We start from the raw sequence: 446 nt of genomic DNA, 5'->3' as shown, positions 1-446 counted from the left end.
ATTCTGGATCGCCGGCCAATGGGTGAACCAGAGGCTCTTGTCCATCAATTGGCCGAAGAACGGCTTCAGCTTCAGCAAGGGTGTCAGGTGAAGCTTGTCGAGCAGGTTCTCGATGAGCTCGTCGGCGCCTTTGGGATCCATGGCGCCGCAGGCGAGCGGCGGGTGGGCAATGACCGGCATCAGCACGGCGTCGTACTGCACGGTCTCCGAAATCAGCTGCCGCGAGGCGGCATGCAGCCGCTGCAGGTCGGCATAGGTCTCGCCGGCCGACACCATTTCGCCGAAGCGGGCGAGCACCCGCGTCGCCCGCTCGATGTCACCGGTAACGGAACGGCCGACGCGCAGCGCTTCGGCCCGCATCGTGCCGGCGACGGCGGAGGCAACCGTCCTGCAGAAATCGGCGAAGAAATCGCGGCCGATAAAGGGCAGGTCGATCTCCTCGACCG

General features: G+C 65.2%; 1 pseudogene. It reads right to left on the bottom strand.

The features are described from left to right. Positions 1–446 (bottom strand): annotated as a pseudogene (locus tag EN939_RS37590) (amidase); the annotation flags it as partial.

Source organism: Mesorhizobium sp. M7A.F.Ca.CA.002.05.1.1 (genome assembly GCF_003998335.1).
GTDB lineage: Bacteria > Pseudomonadota > Alphaproteobacteria > Rhizobiales > Rhizobiaceae > Mesorhizobium.
The sequence above is the reverse complement of the archived record's forward strand: the minus strand, read 5'-3'. Positions and strand labels throughout refer to the sequence as shown.